At 45.6% G+C, this 1,058-nt stretch carries 1 protein-coding gene; it reads left to right on the forward strand.

What is annotated here, in order from left to right:
• The coding region (gene ispG / locus R7Q47_RS26335; protein WP_318090272.1) for a flavodoxin-dependent (E)-4-hydroxy-3-methylbut-2-enyl-diphosphate synthase at window positions 1-1,006 on the forward strand (1,006 nt) is incomplete at its 5' end.
• Between the last annotated feature and the right edge of the window lie 52 nt (window positions 1,007-1,058).

The raw sequence follows: 1,058 nt of genomic DNA on the forward strand, positions 1-1,058 counted from the left end.
GACTGATGTGGAAGCGACAGTCGCACAAATCCGAGCACTAGAAAAAGTCGGCGCAGACATCGTCCGTGTTTCAGTACCAACGATGGAAGCAGCAGAAGCGTTTAAGCTGATCAAACAGCAAGTATCTGTTCCTCTGGTTGCTGATATTCACTTTGACTACCGTATCGCACTGAAAGTCGCGGAATACGGCGTCGATTGTTTGCGTATCAACCCAGGTAACATTGGTAACGAAGAGCGTATTCGCTCGGTTGTTGATTGTGCGCGTGATAAGAATATCCCGATCCGTATTGGCGTTAATGGCGGCTCTTTGGAAAAAGATCTGCAGATGAAATACGGTGAACCAACGCCTGAAGCCCTAGTTGAATCAGCGATGCGTCATGTGGATCATCTCGATCGTCTTAACTTTGATCAGTTCAAAGTCAGCGTTAAAGCATCGGATGTATTCCTTGCGGTTGATTCTTACCGCTTGCTAGCGAAGAAAATCGACCAGCCGCTTCACTTAGGTATTACTGAAGCTGGTGGTGCACGCGCAGGTGCCGTGAAGTCAGCAGTTGGCTTGGGCATGCTTTTATCGGAAGGTATTGGTGATACGTTACGTATCTCTTTAGCTGCTGATCCAGTCGAAGAAATCAAAGTCGGTTTCGATATTCTGAAATCTTTGCGTATTCGCTCTCGTGGCATCAACTTTATTGCTTGCCCTAGTTGTTCACGCCAAGAATTCGATGTTATTGGTACCGTAAATGCGCTTGAGCAGCGTTTAGAAGACATCATCACACCAATGGATGTGTCTATTATTGGCTGTGTGGTAAATGGTCCTGGTGAAGCTGAGGTTTCCCATTTGGGTCTTGCGGGTAGCAACAAGAAGAGTGCGTTCTATGAAGACGGAAAACGTCAAAAAGAGCGTTTCGATAACAATGACCTTGTGAATCAGCTAGAAGCAAAGATCCGTGCGAACGCGTCTATGATGGATAGCGAAAATCGCATTGAAATAAAAGTACAAGATTAATCTCAACGAGAATTACGGTAAGTATTGTGGCAAAAACAATCCAAGCAATCCG

Source organism: Vibrio sp. Vb0349, from assembly GCF_033338975.1.